This window comes from Lacrimispora struthionigena (genome assembly GCF_048627165.1).
GTDB lineage: Bacteria > Bacillota > Clostridia > Lachnospirales > Lachnospiraceae > Lacrimispora.
Genome location: NZ_JBMBWP010000001.1, coordinates 1,043,892 through 1,063,401, shown reverse-complemented (window position 1 = coordinate 1,063,401; position 19,510 = coordinate 1,043,892). Strand labels below are relative to the sequence as shown.

Below are 19,510 nucleotides of genomic sequence, written 5' to 3'. Positions count from 1 at the left end.
AATGCGAATATTTGGATTTTTGATAATTTTTTATCACTTTCACTATAGTACTACCTATAACCAAAATATAAAACGTTTTTAAATCGCATTATTCGACTCCTATTATTGATATTTTATATAAAAAAACAATTTAAAATTATTGGCAAAAGCATGCTCCTTAGCTGGTATACCTGGCTTGTACAAGAAATCTCAGTCTGTTTGCTGATGTAATAAATTTGCTATTTTAGTCGTAATTCTTTCCTTTCCATTCAAAAGGCGGTATGATATAAATAATAGAGACAAGGGGCAACGGTTAAAGGGTGGGTATGTATGAGTAAGAAACGGTTCATGGATATTTTTACTAAGATCCGGGTGCAGAAGCAATTGTACCTGTTCTTTTTTATTGCCATTTTTATTCCTATCACAACGGTAGGCAGTTATCTCATCTATCATACCCGAACCCAATTATTTGACCACTATTCCAAACAGACTTATTCCGATAATCTCCGGGTAAAATCTCTGATTCTGGATTTAACAGAAAACGTCTATAACAAATCCCAGATCCTGGTCTCTGACCAGAATTTAATTATACTTTTAAACACCAAATACTCTGCCGTCAGCGAAAGCAAATCAGCCATAAGCACTTATAAGGGGATTGATACACTTCTTTCCGGTGATGCCTCCCTCCATGACATTGCTGTGTATACCTTTAATTCCACCATTACAGACAGCCCCCACATCCATCCCATTACAAACAATCTCCAGAACCAACCCTGGTTTAAACGCGCTTCCTCGTCTATCACCCCATTCTGGACAGTGGAGTTGGAGAAAAACCAACGATACAACACCGAAACGCGCAACCTTTGCCTGTATACCCGCATCTTCCTGCCCCAGGTTCACAGCTATGCCATCTTAAAGCTTACCGTCAGCAATAACCACATACGAAACCGCATTGAAAACAGCTCCATGCATACAGTCATATGGCTCAATGACAGCAGCATATTTTATACCAGTGACAGACAGGTGAAAACCCCAGGACTGGAAAGATACGCGGGTTGGGGCAAAAGCAGCTGTACAGGCACTTATAAAGGAAAAATAGCGTTAGAAAACGGAACTGTTATCGGTTGTGTCTCCTCCCTCTCTCCAGCCTACTGCGAAGACAGCTTTTACATGGCCTCCCTAAGCTATGACGGATTCCCATATTTAAACCGGATCAGCAGTAATTATCTGGCTATCCTGGCATTAGTGCTGATTATTACCAGCATGTTTATCTGCGTATTTTCCCATTACTTCAGTCTCCGTATCATTACTCTTCGAGAATGCATGCACAGGGCCAGTCAGGGTAATTATGAAATTGCGGACAACTTTCACGGCGAAGATGAAATTTCTGATGTATTTTTTGATTTAAAGCTGATGATCCATGAAATTCTTAATAAAGAAACTTCCGTCTATCAGGCACAGCTTAAAACCCAGGATTTAATCAATAAACAACAACAGATGGAATTTAAGATGCTTTCCAGTCAGATCAATCCTCACTTTCTCTACAATACACTGGAGACCATACGTATGCGTTCATTAAAAGCTGGCAACTTAGAAGTGGCGAATGGAATAAAGCTCTTAGGCAAATCTATGCGCTATGTACTGGAAAACACTTCCACTTCAGTAACCTCCCTCTCCCGGGAATTGGACTATATTGAAACCTACTTAAGTATTCAAAAGTTAAGATTTCACGATCGCGTCAATTATTCCCTGAAAATCAGCCCTCAGCTAGATCCTATGGATTACCAGATTATGCCCCTGCTCTTACAGCCCATTGTTGAAAATGCGCTCCTCCACGGCCTGGAGGAGGTAGAACAAAACGGAAAAATCATCCTGAAAATCATCCTGATGAACGAAACACTCTGCATTCATATATTTGATAACGGCTGCGGTATGACACCTGAGGAGCTAAAGCGGTTAAACCAGTCAATTTACCGTCCCCCCAATAATTCCTACCACGGAATCGGACTTTATAATATCACCCAGAGAATCCAACTATACTATGGATTTGAATACGGTCTTACTATCAGAAGTAAAAAATCGATGGGAACCCTGGTAACCATGGTGATTCCTGCAAAAAAACATACAGGAGGTAATTAAAACGTGAAGCTCTTAATCGCTGATGATGAAATAGATGTTAGAGAAGGCATCCGATATCTGCTAAACTGGTCTTCTCTTGACTATACCATCTGTGGAGAATGCAAAAACGGTCAGGATACTCTGGACCAGATCATAGGATTACAGCCTGACGTTGTTCTGATTGATATACGTATGCCCCACTTAAACGGACTGGAGGTAGTAAAACTTGCCAGAGAAAATGGCTTTGCCGGTGTATTCATCATTCTTAGTGGACTTTCTGACTTTTCTTTTGCTCAGGAAGCCATGCGTTTCGGGGTTACCTGCTATCTCACGAAGCCGATTGATGAGCAGGAACTGGAAAAAGCGGTCCTGGATGCCAGACTCCTGATTTTAGAAGAACAGGGAAAACAAAAAAGGATGATACAGTACCGGGATCGGGCAAGAGAATCTATTCTATATGATATTCTTCTCAATCAGGCCGGTTATTCCTTGCTGGACTGCCATGATCTGCAGTTAGATGCCGAAGTTTATCAGGTTGTACTTTATACCAGCTACAATCAGGAGGCTTTTCAGGCAACCTGGGATTTTGCCGGAATCCTGCGTCTGGCTAACCACAACCACAATTCCCTGGACCATATCCGGATCGGAAACCACAACGTCATTATTTTAAAAGGCGATTTTGCTATTAAACGCTTTGAAGAGCTTGCAGACCATTATATAAGCCAGCCACAAAAAGGTTCACCTCTGGACGGTTTATTTCTTACTTACGGTCACCCGGTCTGTTCCATCGAACAGATTCATAAATCATACAACGATGCAAAGAGGCTTATGGAACGGCGCTTCTTTTGCAGTTTTAACCAGCATGTGCTGTGTTACAAAGATATGCCGTTGGAATTTCAGCCACAGGAAACGGATTTTGTCATCGAAAATACATATTCACAGCAACTGTCGGATTATATTCAGTCTGGAAACCGTCATATGATTCTTGATCTTTTAGAACAGCTTCGACAGACTCTCTACTGTTCCCGTCTGGAGATTTCAAAAATCAGACATTACCTGGCGGATATCATGATCCAGGTAAAATCCAGTATTATTTATGGTTATGGCAATCTTGATACTCTGTTTCCCAATAATGCAGCTATTATTTATACAATAGAAGAGAAATATTATCTCTACGAAATTCTGGACTTTTTCAATCTTCAGTTTGAGATGTGTATGAATGCCATCGGCTCTCCCACCCGTTCCAGTGTATTGGATAACATCCTTCAGTACATCCGTCACAATTATCAGGAAGATTTAAAGCTTGGTACGATTGCAGAGCTGTTTGGCTATAACAGCTCCTACCTTGGAAAAGTTTTTACCAAAACCACAGGAAAGAATTTTAATGTCTACTTAGATGAAGTGCGGATCGAAAACTCCAGACGTCTCTTAATGAACGATCATTATAAAGTCTATGAAATAGCACAAATGGTGGGATATGGAAATGTGGACTATTTTCATAAAAAGTTCAGGAAATATACCGGTATCAGCCCGGCAGAATACCGGAGATCCCGCGCCGGAGCGGACATGAAAATGTCCGCTCCGTAAGCCACACAGCTCTTTGTAATTATCTTATTTGTGGCGGCGGGCATATTCATCCATTGCCGTTTTTCTGGTTGCAGCCCGGTCTTTTGCATTCTTTAAATCCACTTCCAGCACCCGGTCATAGCCAAGACCATGCACGGTATCCTGCATATGCTGCAATGACGAATCAAACTCAGCCTCATCTGCTGCAAAAATCATTTTCCAGGAATCATCCACAATGACTGCCTTGCATTGTCCCCGCAGCGTTGTGATATCGGAGTCTTCCTTCGGCTGAATATAGGAAGTACCTGGCGCTACCGAAAGAGCCCCTTTCTTTTCCAGTAATTCGATGGTTGTTTTCGCTCCCTGCGCATACTTCTGCCAGTCAGTATCCAGCGGTGTATGATTCATCTCAAGCACGGAACTCCACATCGTGGTTAAATAAGGCTCATTGGTTACAGGGTCCGTATCCACCATTGCTAACGGTTTATAATTCAAAGCGCTTACTCCATCCTTCCAGCTGCCGCCGCCCCACTCCTCCGGTACTGGCACATCATTGTTAGGAAGAGCCTTCCAGCCATAATCCGTATAAACTGCCTTATTGTCTTTCATCTCCCAGGTCAGTCCCATAGGACCCGCTGCACCATTGGCCTGACTTACCAGTTCCATTCCTTCCGGAGAATACATCCAGTCGATAAAAGCTGCAAGACGCTCCGGTTCTTTTGCCTGACTGCCAATTGCGATAACGGCCTTACCATTCCCCATGGAATAACAGCCATCGGTATAGGGTGCCATATCTTCAATGAAAGCAGGCATGATCCCTTTTCCCTCTTCTTTTCGTTCCCGTGTATTATAGTAGCTCTGCCCCTGCCAGGACCATAATGATGTAAGCACCTGCCCATCACGGTATTTATCCGATAAAATATCATAGTTCTGAGTTGTAGATTCCGGATCGATCAGCCCTTCCTGATTGGCATTAAAGAGAAAATGCAGCGCTTTTACATAATAACTGTCTGAATCAACGATATTCTGGAAGTCACTGCCATCGTATTTTTCCATTACAAACCCTATTTCCTGATAACCATATAAAGAAGCATAATTCTTGGCAATCATCATCATGCTGTCATCCCAATCCTTAAACAGAGAAAGGGCATACGTTTTTTTACCGGAATCACTCTTAGGGATCTGCTCCTGCAGCTGCTTCATCACGGGTATCATGTCTTCCAGTGTTTTCATTTCGGGATAACCGATTGCCTTGTATCCGTCCCAACGAAGATAGGGGGCTACCAGAGGCTCGATTCCATCTGCAGATACGTTGGGGGATTGACTGGAAATTTCACTGGGAATCGCATAAACACCCTCCTTTACCAATCCCTTATTCATATTTAAAATTGCATCTTCATAATTTTTATATACATTTTTATCTTTTAAAAGCGGGGCCATATCCATTAAAAGTCCGGCTTTTACCATATTTTCAAAACGGCCGCTCTCGGTTTTTGTAATTATTAAATCTCCTAAATTCCCAGCTGCAGAGCGTGTCTGGAACAATGTATCTCCGCCGCCTGCCACATTAGGAGCAATGATATTTAATTCCATATTGAATTTATCTTTTACAACTTTTGCAAACCATCCGCTCTGGATTCCCTGATAATTAGCCAGAGTATCAAATACATCCACCGTAATTAATTTATCATAGCTGCTGTTGCCTGTCATATTTTCTACAGACGCCTCTTTTTTGCATCCGGCTAAAACAGCGGTGACAGCCAGAACTGCACACAAAATCACACTGATCTGTTTCTTTCTCATCTTACCTCTCCTCCTTAACCTTTTATAGAACCAATCATAATTCCTTTTACAAAAAATCTCTGGAATATGGGATAAATAAATAAAATCGGAAGCACGACTATTACCGAAACCGTCATTCGTATGGAGGATGGTGTCTGCCTGCTGGCAAGAACTGCCCCGCTTATTGCACCTGTCCCTCCGCTTCTCACCATTGCTGCCAGGGAGCTGGCCTGATTAATGTATGTATATAACAGATACTGCAGAGAATACAGTCTTTGATCCGTTACATAGATTAAGGTATCCTGAAATGAATTCCATTGGGTAACCGCTGCAAAAATCGCCACGGTCGCCATAATTGGCTGAGCTGCGGGCAAAATGATTCTTGCAAATACAGTAAGAATTCCAGCCCCGTCAATTTCCGCTGCTTCCTGCAGTGATTTTGGAATTGACTCAATATAAGTTTTTACCAGTATAATATAAAACGGCTGTATGATGGTGGGGATCACATACACCCAGAATGAATTGGTCAGATGCAGTGTCTTCATGGTAATGAACATGGGAATCAGACCTGCATTAAAGTACATGGTAATCACAAAAAAACGATACCAGAATTTCCGGTGCCACATTTTCTCCTGTGTAAACAGAAAGCCTAAATAAGCCGAGGCAAACACGGTACATGCAGTTCCTAAAATCGTCCTGGCAACAGAAACCACAGCAGCTGCAGAAAGTCCACGCAGCCCCAGCACCTGTTTGTAGTTTTCCAGATGGAATCCTTTTGGGAGGAAGTTAATGAATCCGTTGGCACTTAAATCATTGGCGCTGATAGTATTGATAATCATGTAATAAAACGGATATGCACAAATCAGTGTGATGATTGCGAACATCAGATAATTGACGATATGAAAGATTCTTTCCCTTACTGTCACGGTTCTTCCCTCCTAAATAATGGCTTCACCTCTGGTTTTTTTGGAAACAAAATTCACAGTAAGTAACAGGGTGACACTGACCAGACTCTTAAGCATACTGATAGCAGTTGCCAGTGATAAGCTGCTGCCTGTCATGCCCACGTTATATACGTAAAGATCCAGTACCTGGATATGGGTCTTATTAAAAGAATTCTGAAATACGTAATACTGGTCCATACCGTTATTTAAAAAATTGGCAATTGACAGCATTAACAGTACAAAAAACGTAGGAAGCAGACATGGAACCGTAATGCGTTTCATCAGCTGGAACCGATTGGCGCCATCCACACGGGCCGCATCGTAAAGCTCCTGATCAATCCCTGCAATTGCAGCCAGATACATGATGGCTCCCCAGCCAAGGCCTTTCCAGAGATTCCACATGGTCATCCACAGATACGTATGTGCATCACTATCAAGAAATTTAACCGGTGCCTGTATCATACCGTGATTAAACAAAAAGTTGTTAATCATTCCGCTGTCAGTAAACAGGCAAAACGCCACCGAGTATACCAGTACCCAGCTGATGAAATTCGGCAGAGTCGTAAGCGTCTGCACCAGATTTTTAAACCACCTGCATTGTATTTCGTTTAAAAAAACAGCAAATCCCATTGGCAGAATAGAAGTTGCAATGCCAAGAAGACTCATTGCAAAGGTATTCTTCATAACCTGGATCATCTGTCCGATCTGCGTCTTGTTAGCAAACAGGGTTTTAAACCATTTCCAGCCGACAAAATCGCACTGGGAAAGCTTTAACGGAGGCTTGTAGTCAAAAAATGCGTAAATCCAGCCATATAGCGGGAAATAAGAAAATAGAAAACAAAGAATGATAAATGGCAGAATGCAATAGAACAATCTGCGGCTCTGGACCGTGCTTCTTGGAGTTTTTCCGGCTGATAATGATCTCATAGTCCACATTTCCTCCTGCTTCTTACTTTAATAATACTATTATAGTAGAAAGGAGTCTTTGGGTTAACCATCAAAATCAGAGCAAAACTGCCCCACTTATTAGAGATTTTACCGTGGGGCATAATCCGCATTACAAAAAACAGCCTCCTGCTGAAGCAGAAAGCCATTGCCGTAAAAACTATTTAACCTCTTTAAGCGTTTTTTTATCATATTTTTTTTTAACTCGATGAAATAGTGAATAGATAAGTATAAACTCATAATAATCCTCTGTTTCTGATCGTTTAACTTTAGGTCTGCCATTTTTTATATCACAAACTTTAACAGGTAAAACATTTTCCCCTATAATTGTTACTGCACCACTTTTTCCTTTATATTTCATATTTCCTCCATTAAGGCAACTTTATCCCCCGATCAACTACACAATATAACCATTTCAATTAATAATTCACAATACAGTGTTAGTATATTTAATATTTTTATAATTTTCAACCCATGAGCCAATATTATACACTTTGAGCTCCAGAATTGACGCATTTGTGTTATACTTATAATATCGTTTTACCCAATCTAATTTATGAGTTTTTTATCATCCACAAAACAGGGTGAAAATCCTTAAAAGCAAATTTTCACCCTGTTTTGTATGTAATAAGTATTTTAATATCTGTTATTTATTAAAGATGAATATCCGCATAATTCAAATAACAATTCCAGTCATATTCATCCATATCATGATTTCCTGTCTTATAATGATGCCCGATCCTTCCCTGATAAAGCGGCTGCTCCGGTAAAGGCTTTTCATTAGTCTCCAGTCCCTCAATTCCAAACAGGCGATATACCGGGTCTGCCTGTACCAGAGATTCAAACTGCCCCTCCGGGTCCGCCCATTTATCAAAGGTCTTGGAAGAGGTATAGATCAGCCTTGGCACGATTAATCCCAGCAGCATATGCTGGTCAAAGGGAAGCGTTTCTTCCTTATCTATATACTTTTGATAATTCTTGCAAAACCAGTATGGAAAGCGGGTTAAAATATCTTTAATTCTCTCCCCCTTTGCTCCTCTGGACAGCGCATCTCCGCTGTTTCCTGCACAGCTGCTGACAGCCATGGCAAAACGTTCGTCTTGTGCAGCTCCCCAAAGAGCCGTTTTTCCGCCTCTGGAGTGTCCTACCAGTGCAACTCTTCTCTCATCGATCAAAGGCTCTGTCTCAAAGTAATCCATAATCCGGCTTGCCGCCCAGGACCAGGCGGTAATTGCTCCCCATGCATCGTCAGGCCTGTTGGTTACATACTCAGGAAACAGCCTTGAAAATCCAGTTGTAAAGCCTTCCTCATAATCAGGGGATACCTCCTGGGTACGAAAGGCAGCACAGGCATATCCTCTGGAAATTATAGTTTCAACCGGATAAAAGGGACTTAAAAAATGCCTTGCAGGGTCGCTGTCCTTGATCCCGCGATTGCATACGGTCACAAATGCAGGCACTGGCTTTATGGCACCTGTAGGAATGAATACAACGAAACAGAAGCTAAAATGAATTCCCTTGCGGACAGCTAAAACCTCGACGGTTTTTCTCACCGCTCTCCCCTGAAGAATCTCCTCAGACTGTCTGGAATCAGCCACCCGGATATGAAGTTCCATATCGCTTAAATCCGGCAAACGACCGTATTCCTCTTTCTTAAACAGCTCAAGCAGCTCTGGTCTGCGTTTTGTCATCCATATTTCCCAATCTGTCACCTCTGTTCCATCCAGGCAAGTCAGAACAGAAGGTATATTTCTTTTATTATCAGGCATTTTCATTGGCATCTCCTTTTTTCTCACTTACTGTAAAGTTTGATATCACTTGGTGCGTAGCCGAATTGTTTTTTAAACACCTGGAAAAAGTAGGAGTAATCACGGTATCCCAGCATATGTGCCACCTCATTCACCCGGTTCTGTGGGTTCTTAAGAAGAATTCTGGCATTTTCCATTTTTACCATGGTGACGTAATTAACAAATCCAACCCCTGTCTCTTTCTTAAAACACTTGCTGAAATAGGAGGTTGATATTAACAGCTCCCGGCAAATATTTCCCAGAGAAATATTATGATTAATATGCTTATCAACGTAATCCAGTGCCTCTGAAACTGCCGTTGAATACTCCTGACTTTTCTGTCTGATAAAGCGGATCCGCTCCTCCAGAGTATCCGGCGTCTTTTCAACTGCAAACCGTTCTTTCTTCATAAGGGTACCCACCGCCTTTTCCAGTGCCTGTTCCATTTCTTCCGTCATAACAGGCTTTAAGAGAAAATCGCTGGCTCCATACCGGATTGCCCTCTGTGCATACTCAAACTGATTGTATCCGGATATAATAATAAACTGCATGTCCTGTCTTTGCTGCTTGATCTTTTCTATAATATCCAGCCCGTTAAATCCCGGCATCTGTATGTCGATGATTACAATATCCGGATTCTTTTTATGAATCAGCTCCAGACCTGCAATCCCGTCATAAGCCACTCCCGTCACCTGGCAATGAAACGATTCCCAGTTGGTGGCTTTCACAATTGCTGTCACTGCTATTTTATTATCATCTATCACTACTACCGAGTACATAACGTTCCCCCTCCCCTTACTATACCAAAGGAATTTCCAGTCTGACTTCTGTATAATGAAGATACTCTGATTCGATCCATAAACCGTAATCAGGTCCGTACATCAGCTGAATCCGATCCTTTACATTCTTAATTCCAATCCGTTTTTTTTCTTCATTGTTCTCAAACAGTGTTACAAGCTTTTCCGGAGGAATGCCAAGCCCGTTATCCCATACTTTTATGACAAGTCTTTCTTCCTCACTATAGATGGAAATACGGATAGTACAAAGTCCTATTTTGGGCTCCATCCCATGAACAAGTGAATTTTCTACAATCGGCTGTAAAATACAACTGGGCACCATCATATCAAGAAGTAAATCATCTACCTCCCACTCCACTTCCAGCCTGTCCGGATAAATATTTTTATAAAGCTCTGTATAATTTTTTATGTATTCCATCTCTGCGTTTAGCGTGCAGGTATTCTTGCTTCGCTCTATGTTTCTTCTGAAAAATCTCGCCAGCAGACCGATCAGCCTGCTTACCTGCTTATCTCCGTTAATCTGAGCGATTCCATGAATGGACTGAAGTATATTAAATAAAAAATGAGGATTGATCTGAGCCTGCAGCTCATGATATTGAAACTCCAGCAGCTTATATTCATTCTGCTGCTGAATCTCCTTTGCACTGCTGATCTGAGCCATCAAAGACTGTATGTTACCTGCCATCTGACTGATATGTTCTGAGATAAGGTCCATCTGATCGCCTTTTGAAAACGATGTGGGTTCCAGTTCAAAGTCACCTCTTGATACGCGTGTAATGTTGCTTAGCAGAATCCGGAGATTGCCTGCCATATTACCAAACATCAGCCACAAAAAGATGATAATCAGTACAAAGATAAAGAGTCCGATGAAGGATACAAAATAAAGCAAATCGGAAAACCGGCTGTTCTTTGCCTTTAGATCTACCTCATGGGCAATCTTGATTCTTCCACGGCTGACCTGATATTCGGCATATAAATAATTTTCCTTTTTTTCTCTATGATCTGCTCCTGTTTTTAAATAATCTTTTTCATTGGTGGTAAACAAAAGATTTCCGTTTATATCATAGAGTGCAAAATTTCCCACTTTACTGCTGTCTATATCCTGGAAAATCTCTTTTAAAACAGTGTTTTTAAGCTCTGCAATCACACAGCCGCTGAATCTCATGGTAGTCTCATCGAATAAATAACGCATTAAGACAATTCCATCATCATTGACACTCCTGGTCCATATGGTATTGCCCGGGCGATGAGACACATCCTCTTTGTTATCATAATACAGCTTCAGCACAGATTCTTCGCTGGGTCTTCCCTCCCTGGGTCTGCTGTCCCGGCATGCCAGATAAACGGTATCGGAACGATCGATTACAGACACCCAGTTGATGTCGTAATTGGTACTAAGCATTTCTTCCAGCTGTTTTCTTAATCTGGGTTTTAAAAACGGGTCATCTGATTTATCCGGTCCTGTAACCGTCCGAAGCATGGGAGTCAGACGCTGATTGGTTGCCGTTAAAGGAATGGTACCCTCCATTAGTTCTGTCAAAGAGATGTCAACATTCCTGCAAATTTGTTCCGTTAATGTGTCGGACTGGTAGGTCAGTTCTGTCTTAAACCATTTGCATGTCACATTGTAAATACATATGAGAGCAGCCAGAAATGTAAGTCCCAGCAGTGCCGTCACTGCAATCATTTTAAAGTAAAGCGTCTTCTTAAACCGGATGCGTTCTTCTGCAGATTCCATAATATAACCCCCTCGTCTTTTCCAACTATAGCAACTTGGCAAAAGAATGTCAACGCCGGATCATGGACAGCTTTTCCCAGATTAACCTTTTACCGCACCCTGGGTAATGCCCCCGATAATATATTTTTGCAGCGTTAGATACAACGCTAATATCGGTATGACTGAAAGAATAAAGAGAGCAAATGCCAGCCCCAGTTCAATGCTGTTCTCACCAAAGAAGAAATACTGGGTCAGGGGGATGTTGCGTACCTGTTTCTGCTGAAGTAACGTCAAAGACATCTGAAAATCATTCCATACATTCAGTGCATTTAATACGATAGATGTTAAAACTATGGGTTTCATCAGAGGAAATACAATCTGAAAGAAGACTGAATACATGCCTGCACCGTCAATAGAAGCAGCTTCCTCTAATTCCTTTGGAATACTTTTTACAAAACCTGATACCAGCAGCACCGTAAATGCAATCTGAAAACCGATCTTTGCAAAAATAAAGCCGTGAAGCGTATTTAACAGCTTCCATCTGGTCATATCAATGTAGAGCGGGGTCATAATTGACTGAAACGGAATAATCATGGCGCCTACAAAAAGATAATAGATCAGATTATAAAAACGGTTATTTTTTCTGGCAATGATATAAGAAGCCATGGTACAGATCAGTGTTATAAATATAACTGCCAGTACAGTTGTAACCAGACTGTTTTTCAGTGCCAGGCCAAAATTAGAAGTTTCAATGGCTCTGGTAAAATTGTCCCAGTGGATGGTTTTTGGAAATGCCAGACGGTCCGTCACCATCTCCTGCTTGGATTTTACAGAATAGATCAACGCAATATAAAATGGGCAGATCACAAGCAGTGTCATTGCCAGTTTTACAATGACAGACAAAAAGTTCAATTGTTTTTTATTCATCAGATCTCCACCTCCCTGGCTCTTAAGGTTTTTGAAACCAGCGTGCTGACTACAAATATGGATATGGTAAATACCACCGCAATCGCCTGTCCGTAGCCTGCTTTAAAGTATGTAAACAAGTTGTTGTAAATTAACATTGCCACCGTTTCCGACGCTCTCCCGGGGCCGCCTGCCGTTGCTGCCATGGGATAATCAAATACCTTCATTCCCCATGCAAGTAAAAGAGTAAAATTAGCAGTGACTGCCGGAGCAATCATAGGGAACGTGATTGCTTTGAATTTCTGCCAGGATGTGGCTCCCTCTAACTCTGCCGCCTCATAATAATCTTTCGATACTCCCTGAATTGCTGCAATGTAAACCACCATACAGTATCCTGCATCCCGCCATACAGATATCACTGCAAGACCGATCATAACCCACGTTGTACTTCCAAGAGGGCTGGCAATTCCAAATTTGTCATAAAACACATCACTATACACATACCGCCAGATATAAGAGGAAAGCACAAGACTGAGGCAGTAAGGCATAAAGATACAGGTTCTCAAAACATTATTCAGTTTTGATTTCTTTGATATCATCAGGGCAAACAGCAGACCGAGCAGATTGGAAAAAACCATTGTAACCGCCGTAAACAGCAATGTATTCTTAACGGCATTCATTACATTTCCATCCTGAAAAATTCTGATGTAATTTTTAAGTCCAACATATGCCTTGTTTGGACTCATTCCATCCCATTTGGTAAAAGAAATGGGAAAACCCTGCAGGAACGGATATGCTACAAAGATTGCAAACATAACCAGGGCTGGCATAATAAAAGTAAACTCCTGAAGCTGTTTTTTCATTTTTCGGTTCATACTGCCTCCAACTTGGATATAGAAAAGTCAGGGAGTCATATAGCTCCCGCTACACTGCCACCCTGACTTTCTGATTTTATGTCATCACTTCAAAAACTATTGTCGAATGGATGCGATCTCATAATCAATGTCCTGGAGTAACTTGGTAACATCACGCTTACTGTCATCTAATGTGACAAATTCCTGAAGTTTGGTGCGGAACGCGGTGCTGTACTCAGATGTATAATCCGGAACCTGACTCTTAGATACTATCATATCGTTATCGATATAAGATTTGATTTCCTTAATGAATGCATCGGAATCATCCGTTGACACATTTACGTTGCTTGTCATAAGCTTTGCTGTTTCCATCCAGATCTTGGAAGACTGCTCATTGGCGAAGAAGCTGAGTAACGCCATTACTTCTTCCTTATGCTCTGTCTGGGAAGATACAACGAATACATCGTCAATACCAACCCAGAGTTTATTATCCTCTGGTTTATCAGACCATGGAGTCGGGAACATACCAAATTCTCCGTCAGGGCTTGCAGCCATTACATCACCCATGAGCCATCCACCGTTCATGTACATCGGTCTCTGACCTGCTGCGAAGTTCTGAATTCCCTGTGTCTGGTCAACAGCGGTATCTCCCGCATCTTTATAGGATGCAAACTTGGAGAACATCTCCATTGCGTCTTTCACAACTGCATTATCAGATAATTCTTTGGTTCCCTCCTGGGAATCTTTCCAGACTGTCTTATTATCGGTACCAACAGCCATAGAAGTAAAGAAGGAATCTAACTCATGAAATACTCCATGAATGAAATTGTATGGATGAATAAAGGGGTTAATTCCTTTTTCTTTAAAAGTATCAGCAACCTTAAAGAATTCTTCTCTGGTCTTGGGAACCTCAACACCCGCTTCTTTAAACATCTTTTTATTATAGAAGCATGCCTTTACCTGTGCATCCAGAGGGAAGCCGTAAACGCCACCGTTTACAGTACATTCATCTTTTAACATAGGAAGTACATTTTTCATGCACTCTTCATTGGAAAGGTCCATGAAATATCCACCATCTACGAATTCTTTCATGGTCTGTGGTTTTCCAAACATGATGTCAGGAGCTTCTCCTGCTGCTATGTAGTTTTTATAAGTTGCAACGTAGGAAGAGGAGGCAACTACCTCTACTTCAACATTGATGCTTGGATATTCTGCTTTAAATGCTTCCAGCATGGCATCCAGTGCATCTCGTTTGGACTGCTCTCCCATATAATGTACCAGTCGCAGTGTTACGGCATCCCCTCCCGCAGCCTGCTTGCTCTGGCTTTCTGATTCCTTTACCTCCGCTTTTGTGGTCTCCTCTGTGGCAGCCACGGTGGTTTCATCCTTACTGCCTTTTGAACATCCGGTGGCAGTTGCAGCCATCAGACCAGCGAGTAAAAGAGCAGAAACCCGCTTCAAATACATTTTTCTCATAATACATCCTCCTTGTAGACTATCATTTTTAATGTTGCATGATAGTTATATTTTAGCAGACCAAAGCGTCTGGTTATATATGAATATTTGGCTGTATTATTATATTTTTTGTCATTTTCTGTTATTATGTGACAAAAAAGGGCAGATTTTAGTAACTGCAATGCAGATACAAACCGCTGCCCTTAACGCCTTTTTCTTCTTAATTTGAAATTCCAGCAATCGCTTCTCTTACATTATCTACGCCGATCAGCTTAATCCCATCAACAGCTCCCATCTTATCCAGGGAAATCCTTGGCAGGATACAGGTATGAAATCCCAGTTTCTTTGCTTCATTTACCCTCTGCTGTGCCATGGAAACGGCTCTTACTTCTCCGGATAATCCCACTTCACCAAATATGATGGTTTTGGAATCAATGGCCCGGTCCTTCATACTGGAGACAATCGCCATAAGAATTGCCAGATCCAGAGCAGGTTCATTCATTCGGAGTCCGCCGGTGATATTGACGTAAGCATCAAAATGAGACAGATCATAGTGTCCCCTCTTCTCCAAAACTGCCATCAGAAGATTCACCCGGTTATAATCTGTGCCTGCAGCTGTTCGTCTTGGCATACCGAAAGCTGTTGGAGTAATCAGAGCCTGTACCTCAATCATAATTGGCCTGGTTCCTTCCATGGAACAGGCCACCACTGCTCCAGAAGCATCCTCCGGTCTTCCGCTTAACATGAATTCAGAGGGATTTTTTACTTCCGCAAGTCCGCTTTCTATCATTTCAAACACACCGATTTCATTGGTAGAGCCAAACCGGTTTTTAACTCCCCGTATAATACGGTAGGATGCACTTCTCTCTCCTTCAAAATAAAGAACGGTATCTACCATGTGTTCCAGCACTCTTGGACCTGCAACAACTCCTTCTTTTGTTACATGTCCAACAATAAATATGGCAATTCCTTTTCCCTTGGCGATCTGCATCAGCAGATTGGTGGATTCCCTTACCTGGCTTACACTGCCTGGAGCAGATGATATCTCTTCCCGAAACATGGTCTGAATGGAGTCAATAATTACTACATCCGGTTGTTCCTCCTGTATGGCAGCTTCTATGAGATCTAAATTCGTCTCACATAAAAACAGCAGATCCCCCTTCACTTCTCCGATGCGGTTTGCCCGCAGTTTAATCTGCTTTAAGGATTCTTCTCCTGATATGTATAAAACTTTCTTCTCTGCAAATGCCAGATTCCTGCATACCTGCAAAAGAAGAGTGGATTTTCCGATTCCCGGGTCTCCTCCAACTAAGACCAGGGACCCTCTTACCACCCCACCGCCCAATACCCGGTCCAGCTCCTCGTATCCCGTCTTCATACGGTCCTGTTCGTCAAGCTGGATTTCAGACAGTCTGGCAGGTTTTATTTTTACCCCTGTCACTCCGCCAGCCCCAGTGCTTGAAATCCCCCGTTTTCCGGAAGCCTCCGCTTTAGCCACGGGTTCCTCCACAAATGTATTCCATTCCCGGCAGCCCGGACACTGGCCAAGCCATTTTGCTGATTCAAAACCACATTCCTTGCAAAAAAATGCTGTTGTTTTTCCTTTTGCCATAGGTTCCTCCTGGTCAGACAAAAAATCCGGATCCGAATCTCTTTTGAAAAAAGAGCCGGACCCGGATTTCAGTTACATTACTTTCTTCTGATCTTTACCTTCACTGGTGTTCCTTCATTCAGTTCCACACTGGCTGACAGCTTCCCGCTCATGTTGGTTCTCATGCCGCCTGCTGCTGCACCATTGACAAACACTTCATATTCGGTATCTTCTGCCAGCTGAACTGTCAGCTGGGCATCCTTATCGCCTTCTACTTCAAATTCCACGCCGTCATCAGATACTGCAAACATCTCCACTGCAGTTCCTGGTACAGATTCGTATACAAACATGCCGTTACGTTCAAGCTTGGTTATCTCATAAAATGTCTTTACTTTATATAAATCACCCTCGTGCTCAAAATCCTGTAATTTTGACTTTGTTTCTAATTTGTAATTACCAAAGCTAATTGTACCGTCCTGTTCTGTGCGGATTAATTCTTCAATTACCGGCATTGGTTTGCCCTCCTAGTATTTTCTTTACTTATCCCTGTTGGCGAAGAAAAAGATCCTTTCGCTTGTAGCTATTATACACGAATTACTGAGAAATGGCTAGCTGTTTATCAGCTCTCCCACAGAAAATTTAAGTCCTTCCTCACCAGCCGTGATCATAACCGTATCACCTGTTTTTACCGTTCCGGAAAGGATTTCTTCCGCAAGCTTATCCTCTAAGCTGCTTTGAATGGTACGCCGTAAGGGTCTTGCACCGTATTTTTCATCGTAACCTTTCTGAATCAGATAGTCTTTCGCAGTCTCATCAATTTCAATTGTAATGCTCATCTGTTCGGAAGTACGTTTCATGATATCCTTCATCATAATCGTTACTATATCTTTCATATGAGTCTTGTTTAATGGATGGAACACAATAATTTCATCAATTCGGTTAATAAACTCCGGTTTAAACAGCTTCTTGACTTCCTCCATAACCCGGTCCTTCATAAGCTTGTAATCTGCCTTTTCATCGGCTGCAGCACCAAAACCCAGACGTTTGGGGGAAATGATATTTTCTGCTCCTGCATTGGAAGTCATAATAATTACGGTATTTTTAAAGTCAATCTTTCTTCCCTGTGCATCCGTGATATGACCGTCATCAAGAACCTGAAGAAGAATATTAAATACATCAGGGTGAGCCTTCTCAATCTCATCAAAGAGAATTACGGAGTAGGGGTTTCTTCTGACCTTTTCACTTAACTGACCGCCTTCGTCATATCCTACGTATCCTGGCGGAGAGCCGATAATCTTGGAGACGCTGTGCTTCTCCATATATTCAGACATATCAACACGGATCAGAGCGCTGTCCATGCCAAACATGGCTTCTGCAAGAGCTTTGGAAAGCTCTGTTTTTCCCACTCCGGTTGGCCCCAGGAACAGGAATGACCCAATGGGGCGTTTGGGATCTTTAAGCCCTACTCTGCCTCTTCTTATGGCTTTTGCCACTGCAGTTACAGCCTCTTCCTGACCGATTACCCGTTCATGAAGAATGGACTCTAAATTTCTCAGACGCTCACTTTCTCCCTCTTCCAGTTTCTTTACCGGAATCTTTGTCCAGGTTGATACAACATCTGCAATCTCCCCTTCATCAACGGTTGGGGTATTAGAGATTTTTTCCTTCTGCCATTTATCACGGATTTTATCGATCTTTTCCCGCTTTTTCTCCTGCTTTTTCTTAATTACACCAGCCTTTTCATAGGCTTCTGACTTAATGGCAGCTTCCTTCTGATCCTCTAAAAGCTCGATCTCTGCCTCCAGTTCCTTGATTTCAGAGGGTTCTGTAAAAGTAGCGAGGCGGACTTTCGAAGAGGCCTCATCAATTACATCAATGGCTTTATCCGGAAGAAAACGGTCATTAATATAGCGGGATGATAATTTTACGGCCGCTTTTATGGCGTCGTCTGTAATCATAACCTTATGATGATCCTCATATCTGCCTTTTAAGCCTCTTAAAATACCTACTGCCGCTTCTTCAGAAGGCTCTTCCACCTTAACTGGCTGAAAACGCCGTTCCAGAGCGGAATCCTTTTCAATATATTTGCGGTATTCTTCAATGGTAGTCGCACCGATTAACTGTAATTCTCCTCTTGCCAGAGACGGTTTTAAAATATTGGAAGCATCAATGGCTCCCTCCGCCCCTCCGGCTCCGATAATGGTATGAATCTCATCGATAAACAGAAGCACTTCGCCGTCTTCTATTACTTCTGCAATTACTTTTTTAATTCTTTCTTCAAATTCCCCGCGGTATTTAGAACCAGCCACCATACCGGATAAATCCAGAGTAAGAAGCCTTTTACCTGCAATTGTCTCCGGAACTTCGCCAGATGAAATCATCTGGGCAAGTCCTTCCACGACTGCAGTCTTTCCAACTCCTGGTTCTCCGATCAGACATGGATTGTTCTTGGTTCTGCGGCTTAATATCTGAATGAGACGTGTTATCTCGGATTCTCTTCCGATTACAGGATCCAATTTTCCTTTTACTGCAAGCTCTGTTAAGTCACGGCTATAGCTGTCCAGAGTGGGAGTACTTCCCTTTCCTTTGGGAGACTTCATAAGCTCTTCTTTGTTGGCAGGTGCATCTTCTCCCATGGCAGCTAATACGTCAATGTACAGCTTCTGAACGCTGACACCGATGGTATTAAGCAGTCTGGAAGCAACGCAGTCATTGTCCCGGATAATTGAAATAAGTAGATGCTCTGTTCCAATTAAATTGGCTTTAAAACGGACTGCTTCCCGGTAGCTGTTTTCCAAAACTCTTCTGGCTCCTGGGGTATAGCCACCGTCTTCCCTCACTCTCACTGCCTGGTCCGGTGCAATCAGCTGACTGATCAGACCAAGAACCTTATCTTCTCTGACGCCGTTTTCAATGAGTACTCTGGCTGCAACACCGCTGCCTTCTTCTAACAGTCCAAGAAGCAGATGCTCTGTTCCCACATAGCTGTGTCCCAGCCGCCCTGCTGCCTGCTCTGCCAGATTAATGGCCGTTCTGGCCTTTGTCGTAAATCTGTCTATCATAAATGCA

The 19,510-nt window shown here is 42.3% G+C and carries 15 protein-coding genes; 2 read left to right on the top strand and 13 right to left on the bottom strand.

The genetic code is table 11. The annotated features are described in order from the left end of the window. Positions 1-309 precede the first annotated feature (309 nt). Together ACOAOT_RS04880 and ACOAOT_RS04875 are read left to right on the top strand one after the other, a co-directional pair. Positions 310-2,118: a sensor histidine kinase gene (locus ACOAOT_RS04880; RefSeq protein WP_420215947.1), complete on the top strand. Its 1,809-nt coding sequence runs from the start codon at positions 310-312 to the stop codon at positions 2,116-2,118. A gap of 3 nt (positions 2,119-2,121) precedes the next feature. Further along, on the top strand, positions 2,122-3,684 hold the full coding sequence (locus ACOAOT_RS04875; RefSeq protein ID WP_420215946.1) for a response regulator: 1,563 nt from the start codon (positions 2,122-2,124) through the stop codon (positions 3,682-3,684). A gap of 24 nt (positions 3,685-3,708) precedes the next feature. Here ACOAOT_RS04875 and ACOAOT_RS04870 read toward each other — a convergent pair whose 3' ends face one another. The 13 genes from ACOAOT_RS04870 to ACOAOT_RS04810 form a co-directional block, all read right to left on the bottom strand. Continuing rightward, positions 3,709-5,466 (bottom strand): extracellular solute-binding protein, encoded by a 1,758-nt coding sequence (locus ACOAOT_RS04870; RefSeq protein ID WP_420215945.1) that lies wholly within the window; start codon positions 5,464-5,466, stop codon positions 3,709-3,711. A gap of 14 nt (positions 5,467-5,480) precedes the next feature. Continuing rightward, the gene (locus ACOAOT_RS04865; protein ID WP_420216656.1) at positions 5,481-6,329 is read right to left on the bottom strand and encodes a carbohydrate ABC transporter permease; all 849 of its coding nucleotides are present in this window, start codon (positions 6,327-6,329) and stop codon (positions 5,481-5,483) included. Between the two features lie 54 nt (positions 6,330-6,383). Continuing rightward, entirely contained in the window at positions 6,384-7,316 is a 933-nt protein-coding gene (locus tag ACOAOT_RS04860; RefSeq protein ID WP_420215944.1) for an ABC transporter permease subunit, read from the bottom strand. Positions 7,317-7,494: 178 nt separating this feature from the next. Continuing rightward, complete coding sequence (locus ACOAOT_RS04855) at positions 7,495-7,695, bottom strand: UDP-N-acetylmuramoyl-tripeptide--D-alanyl-D-alanine ligase (protein ID WP_420215943.1); 201 nt, start codon at positions 7,693-7,695, stop codon at positions 7,495-7,497. Positions 7,696-7,987: 292 nt separating this feature from the next. Continuing rightward, entirely contained in the window at positions 7,988-9,103 is a 1,116-nt protein-coding gene (locus tag ACOAOT_RS04850) for a glucuronyl esterase domain-containing protein (RefSeq protein WP_420215942.1), read from the bottom strand. Between the two features lie 23 nt (positions 9,104-9,126). Then, on the bottom strand, positions 9,127-9,900 hold the full coding sequence (locus ACOAOT_RS04845) for a response regulator transcription factor (RefSeq protein WP_420215941.1): 774 nt from the start codon (positions 9,898-9,900) through the stop codon (positions 9,127-9,129). A gap of 19 nt (positions 9,901-9,919) precedes the next feature. After that, positions 9,920-11,656, bottom strand: coding sequence for a sensor histidine kinase (locus tag ACOAOT_RS04840; RefSeq protein WP_420215940.1), 1,737 nt, complete (start codon positions 11,654-11,656; stop codon positions 9,920-9,922). Positions 11,657-11,737: 81 nt separating this feature from the next. Next, positions 11,738-12,562, bottom strand: coding sequence for a carbohydrate ABC transporter permease (locus ACOAOT_RS04835; RefSeq protein WP_420215939.1), 825 nt, complete (start codon positions 12,560-12,562; stop codon positions 11,738-11,740). Then, positions 12,562-13,416, bottom strand: coding sequence for a carbohydrate ABC transporter permease (locus tag ACOAOT_RS04830; RefSeq protein WP_420215938.1), 855 nt, complete (start codon positions 13,414-13,416; stop codon positions 12,562-12,564). Before ACOAOT_RS04830 ends, ACOAOT_RS04835 begins: the two co-directional genes overlap by 1 nt. 96 nt (positions 13,417-13,512) lie before the next feature. Next, the gene (locus tag ACOAOT_RS04825; RefSeq protein ID WP_420215937.1) at positions 13,513-14,871 is read right to left on the bottom strand and encodes an ABC transporter substrate-binding protein; all 1,359 of its coding nucleotides are present in this window, start codon (positions 14,869-14,871) and stop codon (positions 13,513-13,515) included. A gap of 199 nt (positions 14,872-15,070) precedes the next feature. Then, positions 15,071-16,462: a DNA repair protein RadA gene (gene radA / locus ACOAOT_RS04820; protein ID WP_420215936.1), complete on the bottom strand. Its 1,392-nt coding sequence runs from the start codon at positions 16,460-16,462 to the stop codon at positions 15,071-15,073. A 77-nt stretch (positions 16,463-16,539) separates the two neighbouring features. Continuing rightward, positions 16,540-16,953, bottom strand: a complete 414-nt coding sequence (locus ACOAOT_RS04815; protein WP_170822959.1) for an endosialidase — start codon at positions 16,951-16,953, stop codon at positions 16,540-16,542. A 96-nt stretch (positions 16,954-17,049) separates the two neighbouring features. Continuing rightward, entirely contained in the window at positions 17,050-19,503 is a 2,454-nt protein-coding gene (locus tag ACOAOT_RS04810) for an ATP-dependent Clp protease ATP-binding subunit (protein WP_420215935.1), read from the bottom strand. Between the last annotated feature and the right edge of the window lie 7 nt (positions 19,504-19,510).

Excerpts from the sequence above, each read along its gene's own strand:
- ACOAOT_RS04880 (WP_420215947.1), top strand. The coding sequence starts at position 310 with ATGAGTAAGAAACGGTTCATGGATATTTTTACTAAGATCCGGGTGCAG.
- ACOAOT_RS04870 (WP_420215945.1), bottom strand. The coding sequence starts at position 5,466 with ATGAGAAAGAAACAGATCAGTGTGATTTTGTGTGCAGTTCTGGCTGTC.
- ACOAOT_RS04865 (WP_420216656.1), bottom strand. The coding sequence starts at position 6,329 with ATGTTCGCAATCATCACACTGATTTGTGCATATCCGTTTTATTACATG.
- ACOAOT_RS04860 (WP_420215944.1), bottom strand. The coding sequence starts at position 7,316 with ATGAGATCATTATCAGCCGGAAAAACTCCAAGAAGCACGGTCCAGAGC.
- ACOAOT_RS04855 (WP_420215943.1), bottom strand. The coding sequence starts at position 7,695 with ATGAAATATAAAGGAAAAAGTGGTGCAGTAACAATTATAGGGGAAAAT.
- ACOAOT_RS04850 (WP_420215942.1), bottom strand. The coding sequence starts at position 9,103 with ATGCCTGATAATAAAAGAAATATACCTTCTGTTCTGACTTGCCTGGAT.
- ACOAOT_RS04845 (WP_420215941.1), bottom strand. The coding sequence starts at position 9,900 with ATGTACTCGGTAGTAGTGATAGATGATAATAAAATAGCAGTGACAGCA.
- ACOAOT_RS04840 (WP_420215940.1), bottom strand. The coding sequence starts at position 11,656 with ATGGAATCTGCAGAAGAACGCATCCGGTTTAAGAAGACGCTTTACTTT.
- ACOAOT_RS04835 (WP_420215939.1), bottom strand. The coding sequence starts at position 12,562 with ATGAATAAAAAACAATTGAACTTTTTGTCTGTCATTGTAAAACTGGCA.
- ACOAOT_RS04830 (WP_420215938.1), bottom strand. The coding sequence starts at position 13,416 with ATGAACCGAAAAATGAAAAAACAGCTTCAGGAGTTTACTTTTATTATG.
- ACOAOT_RS04825 (WP_420215937.1), bottom strand. The coding sequence starts at position 14,871 with ATGAGAAAAATGTATTTGAAGCGGGTTTCTGCTCTTTTACTCGCTGGT.
- radA (WP_420215936.1), bottom strand. The coding sequence starts at position 16,462 with ATGGCAAAAGGAAAAACAACAGCATTTTTTTGCAAGGAATGTGGTTTT.
- ACOAOT_RS04815 (WP_170822959.1), bottom strand. The coding sequence starts at position 16,953 with ATGCCGGTAATTGAAGAATTAATCCGCACAGAACAGGACGGTACAATT.
- ACOAOT_RS04810 (WP_420215935.1), bottom strand. The coding sequence starts at position 19,503 with ATGATAGACAGATTTACGACAAAGGCCAGAACGGCCATTAATCTGGCA.